We start from the raw sequence: 4,345 nt of genomic DNA on the forward strand, positions 1-4,345 counted from the left end.
TCCGCCGCCGGCCGCACCTCGGCGCCCGGCAGCGCGGCCGCGACGGCGGCCAGCCGCCCCGCGTCGCGCCCCGACAGGATCACCGGCGTGCCGCGCCACGCCAGCTCGGCGACGACGAAGCGGCCGGTGTGCCCGGCCGCCCCGTACACCACCACGGCGTCGCGCACGCCGCGCCGCGCCCCCACTACGCCGCCCCGGCGAGCGCGTCCGACCGCGGCGCCGGCGGCGCCTCGCCCGCGAGCCGCGCGTACACCGCCAGCTGCCCGTAGTGCTCCGCCGCGTGCGCCAGGTTCGCGACCACCGCCTCGGCGTCCGCGTCGCGCGACGCCGCGATCGCGTCCGCCACGCCGCCGACGCTCGCGCGCAGCGCCGCCAGCACCGACGCGCGGTCGGGGTACGCTTCGGCCGGCAGCGCGTTCGCCGAGCCGTCGGGGGCGTGGCCGCGCAGCGTCTCGCGCGCGTGCTCGTTCCAGAACGCCAGGTGCCGCAGCGCCTCGGCGAACGTGCGGGCGCCGGGGGCGGTGGGCGCGTCGTACGCCGCCGCGGGCACCGCCTCCGCCAGCTCCACCGTCTTGTCGCCGACCTCGCGCCACCGCGCCAGCAGGACCTCTCGCATGGGACCTCGTCGTGAAGGGTGCGGCCCGCCGGACGCTCCGGCGGACACGCGCCCACGCTACGACGTCACCCGCGCGCCGCGCTTGCGGATCCTTGCGGAAGTCCGGCGCGTCCGGCGCGGCGCCACACCGGGTCCGACAGCGCGGCGCGGATGGCGGCGCGCTGCGGCGCGCGCGCGAACGCCGCCGGCGTCACGCCGAAGCGGCGCCGGAACGTCGTCACGAAGTGGCTCAGCGACGCGAACCCCACGGCCAGCGCCGTGTCGGTCACCGCCGCCCCCTGCGCCAGCCGGTGCGCCGCCGCGCGCAGCCGCACCGCGGTGACCTCGGGGAGCGGCGGCACGCCGGCGAGCGGCGCGAACGTGCGCGCGAAGTGGTACGGGCTCATCCCCGCGGCCGCCGCCAGCGCGGCCAGCGCCAGCGCGGCCGCGTGCTCGGCGTCGGCCAGGCGCCCCGCCGGCGCGACGCGGCGCATCACCTCGGGCGACTCGCCGCGCGCCTCCGGCCCCGCGTCGAACAGCGACTCGTACAGCGCCCCCGCCAGCACCGCGGCGCGCAGCGCGTCGTCGACGACGGCGCGCCCCCGCGCACCGCCCCCGCCCGCAGCGCCGGCAGCCCCGCGGTGCGCAGGTCGTCCACGCCCGCGGGGGTGTAGGCGACCGACAGGCACCGGTCCCCCGGGCATTCCTCGCCGTGCCGGCAGCGGAACGCGAGCCCGCGCGCCGACACGAACAGCAGCCCCGGCGCGAACTCCCACGCCTCCGCCGCGCCGTGCGGGCGGATGGCGAACGTCCCCGCCTCCACGAATGCGATCGCGTCCATCCCCGCCACCTCCTCGGCGGGGTCGACGTGCGCCTCGTCGGGCGGGTGGTCGAACACGGCGACCCGGGCCGACGGCGTCTGCAGCAGGACCTGGACGCGGTTCATGCGCGGACGCTACCGCCCCCCGGCGCGCCGCGATAGGCGCAAGAATTCGCAACCCGCCGCCCCGCTCAGGGCGTGCGCTCGACCTCCACCGCGTTGTCCTCCCCCTCGTCGTCGAGGAGCAGGCGCCGCGGATCGACCAGCGCGCGCGCCGGCGCGCCGCGCACCGTCACCACCACGCGCTGCGCCCCCGAGCGGATCCGGTGCGTCCCGCGGTACAGCGCCGGCGCGGCCGCGTCGGCCCCGCCCGCCGCCGCGCCGTCCACGCCCAGCTCGACGCGCTCGTCCATCGGCACCTCGCGCTCCACGCCGAGCGTGTCGACCACCAGCTTGCGCGCGCGCACGTCGAGCGCGACCCGCCACGCGCCGCCGCCGGCCGGCGCCGCCTCGGCGCGCCGCACCTCGAGCTTCCAGTACGTGTTGCGCTCGAACAGGTCGGCCAGCAGCCCGCGCATCGAGTCGGGCGTCGCCGCGCGCAGCTCGCGGTACAGGTCGCGCGACGTGGGGAGCGGCCGCGCCCCCTCGGGGTGCGCGTCGAGCAGGCGCCGCAGCGCGCCGGTGACCGCGGCCTCGCCGGCGAGCTCGCGCAGCGTCCACAGCGCGAACGGCCCCTTCCGGTACGCCTGCAGCCAGTCGCGCGCCTGCAGCAGCGGCGGGGCCGCGCGGGCGTGCGGCTGGAGGTACGCCTCGCGCATCACGCCGAGCAGCCGCTCGACGTGCGCGCGCCCGTACTCGGCCTCGACGGTGCCGAGCGCCGAGTACCAGGCGAGGCTCTCGCTCAGCAGCGCCGCGCCGTCGCCGTCGGCGGCCGTGAGGCGGTTCCCCCACCACTGGTGCGCGACCTCGTGCGCCACGATGCCGAAGGGGAAGTCCACGCGGCGCGGGTCGCGCGACGGCGCCATCAGCGCGAAGTCCTCGCGGAACGACACGTTGATCGGGAAGGCGTGCAGCGACTGCCCGCTCCCCGGGTGCCCGACGAGCCGCAGGTCGGCGTACGGGTACGCGCCGAAGCGCGCCGCGTGGTAGTCGAGCGCGGCGCGCATGGCGCGCAGCATCCCGTCGACGTTCCCCCCGCGGCGCGGGTGGTGCAGCACGGCCAGCCGCACCGCGCGCCCGGCGGAGTCGCGCCAGCTCCCCTCGCGCACGGCGTAGCGCGACGAGAACACCGCCCAGTCGTCGCGGATCGGCGCGTCGGTGGCGTAGGCGTGGTACGCGCGCCCGCCGGCCGTCCAGCGGCGGCGCAGCGCCCCCGGCGCCACCGCCAGCTCGTCGGCGGCGGTCCCCACCTCGGCCTCCACCATCACGCGCGCGCCGCGCACGTCGTCGGGCGTCGGCCGCTCGACGCGCGGCGGGAGCCCGCGCAGCCGGCGCTCCGCGGCGTCGGCCAGCTCGCGCGCCGGCTCGTAGCCGACGCGCGGCAGCCACGCGCTGGTGAGGAAGGTCCCGCCGGGCGCCACCGACGCGTCGGGCCCCGCGTTCGTGAACCCGCGCGGGCGGTGGCGCACCACGAACGACAGCCGCACGCTGTCGCCCGGCGCGAGCGGCGTCGCGAGCGTCCACGCGTGGTGGCCGAGCGCGGCGTCGTCCACCAGCCGCGTCGCCGGGCGGTCGAGGGCCAGCGAGTCGGTCGCGACCTCCCACGCGGTCGCCACGTGCACCGCGCCGAGCGGCGCGCCGGTGCGGTTCACCAGCAGGTGCGTCCCGCGCAGCTCCGCCGCCCCCTCGGCGGGGAACAGCTCCACGCGCACGCGCGTCGCGGCCAGCGCGGGGCGCGGCGCGTCGGCGTGGCGCGCGTACGCCCGCTCGTACGCCACGCGGCGCGCCTCCGCCTCCCCCTCGGCGCGGTACGCGTGCAGGACGTTCGTGTTGTAGAACACGAAGCCGCCGAGGCCGACGGTCGCCGCCGCCGGCGCGGCGCTCGCCCCGGCCACGCGCGGCGTGAGCCGCCGGCGCGCCAGCCGCAGCCGCGCGACGTCGCCGCGCTCGGTGCCGCGCGCCCACAGCACGCGCGACGCCACCGCCAGCAGCACCGCCCACGCGCCCCAGTACGCCTTGAGCCAGAGCACCGGCCCCAGGAACGGCCCGAAGCCGCGCATGTCCGAGTAGCTCCACCCCGGGTCGCCGCCGTAGGTCAGCAGCTGGTGGCGGATCCCCAGCTCCCCGCCGAACGCGGTGAGCACGTATGCCACCACCAGCACGAGGTGCCCGACCTGCTTGTGGTTCACGGTCGCGTGCACCGCCACCGCCAGCGCGGCGAACAGCAGGTAGTCGGCGAGCTGCAGCCCGAGGAGCACGCGCGCGTACAGCCCGAGCTCGAGGTCGCGGTGGCCGAGGCGCAGCTGCACCACGACCGCCGAGGCGAGCACCGCGACCTGCAGCACCGCCAGCACGCCGGCCAGCCCCAGGAACTTGCCGGCGGGCGGCACCCAGTCGGGTGCCGGCGCGGCGTCGGCGATCTCGCCGAGCCCCGCGTCGCGCTCGCGCCACGCCAGCTCGCCGGCGTAGAACGCGGTCATCAGCGGGATCGTCATCCAGAACGCCTCGCCGCCGGTCGTGGTCAGCCACGTCGTCAGCTGCTCGGTGGTCGGCACCAGCGGGATCCCGATGTGCTGCAGCGCGCCGGGGCCGAGCAGCACCAGCACCGCGCAGGTGAAGGCGATCACCACGCCCCCCCCACCCGGTCGCCACCTCGCGGAACGACGACCCGGCGACGCCGAGCACCTGGCGCGCCCGCGCCGCGCGGCCGAACGCCTGCGACGCGCTCGGCGCGTGCGCCGGCGCCGTGGCCGCCGCGTCCTCCTCGCGCG

The 4,345-nt window shown here is 78.8% G+C and carries 4 protein-coding genes; all 4 read right to left on the bottom strand.

All coding sequences use genetic code 11. From position 1 onward, the window contains the following. Nucleotides 1–184: 184 nt before the first annotated feature. Entirely contained in the window at nt 185–616 is a 432-nt protein-coding gene (locus PYV61_RS21470) for a DinB family protein (protein WP_275835500.1), read from the bottom strand. 65 nt (nt 617–681) lie between these two features. After that, the gene (locus tag PYV61_RS21475; protein ID WP_275835502.1) at nt 682–1,161 is read right to left on the bottom strand and encodes a helix-turn-helix transcriptional regulator; all 480 of its coding nucleotides are present in this window, start codon (nt 1,159–1,161) and stop codon (nt 682–684) included. Then, on the bottom strand, nt 1,089–1,541 hold the full coding sequence (locus PYV61_RS21480) for a hypothetical protein (RefSeq protein ID WP_275835504.1): 453 nt from the start codon (nt 1,539–1,541) through the stop codon (nt 1,089–1,091). Before PYV61_RS21480 ends, PYV61_RS21475 begins: the two co-directional genes overlap by 73 nt. Before the next feature lie 65 nt (nt 1,542–1,606). Further along, nucleotides 1,607–4,201 carry a hypothetical protein gene (locus tag PYV61_RS21485; protein ID WP_275835506.1) on the bottom strand — a complete coding sequence of 865 codons (2,595 nt, stop codon included), beginning with the start codon at nt 4,199–4,201 and terminating at the stop codon, nt 1,607–1,609. Nucleotides 4,202–4,345 lie beyond the last annotated feature (144 nt).

This window comes from Roseisolibacter sp. H3M3-2 (assembly GCF_029211165.1).
Classification (GTDB): Bacteria; Gemmatimonadota; Gemmatimonadetes; order Gemmatimonadales; family Gemmatimonadaceae; genus Roseisolibacter.

What these genes read in the sequence shown, in the direction of transcription:
- PYV61_RS21470 (WP_275835500.1), bottom strand. Translation starts at nt 616, where the DNA reads ATGCGAGAGGTCCTGCTGGCGCGGTGGCGCGAGGTCGGCGACAAGACG.
- PYV61_RS21480 (WP_275835504.1), bottom strand. Translation starts at nt 1,541, where the DNA reads ATGAACCGCGTCCAGGTCCTGCTGCAGACGCCGTCGGCCCGGGTCGCC.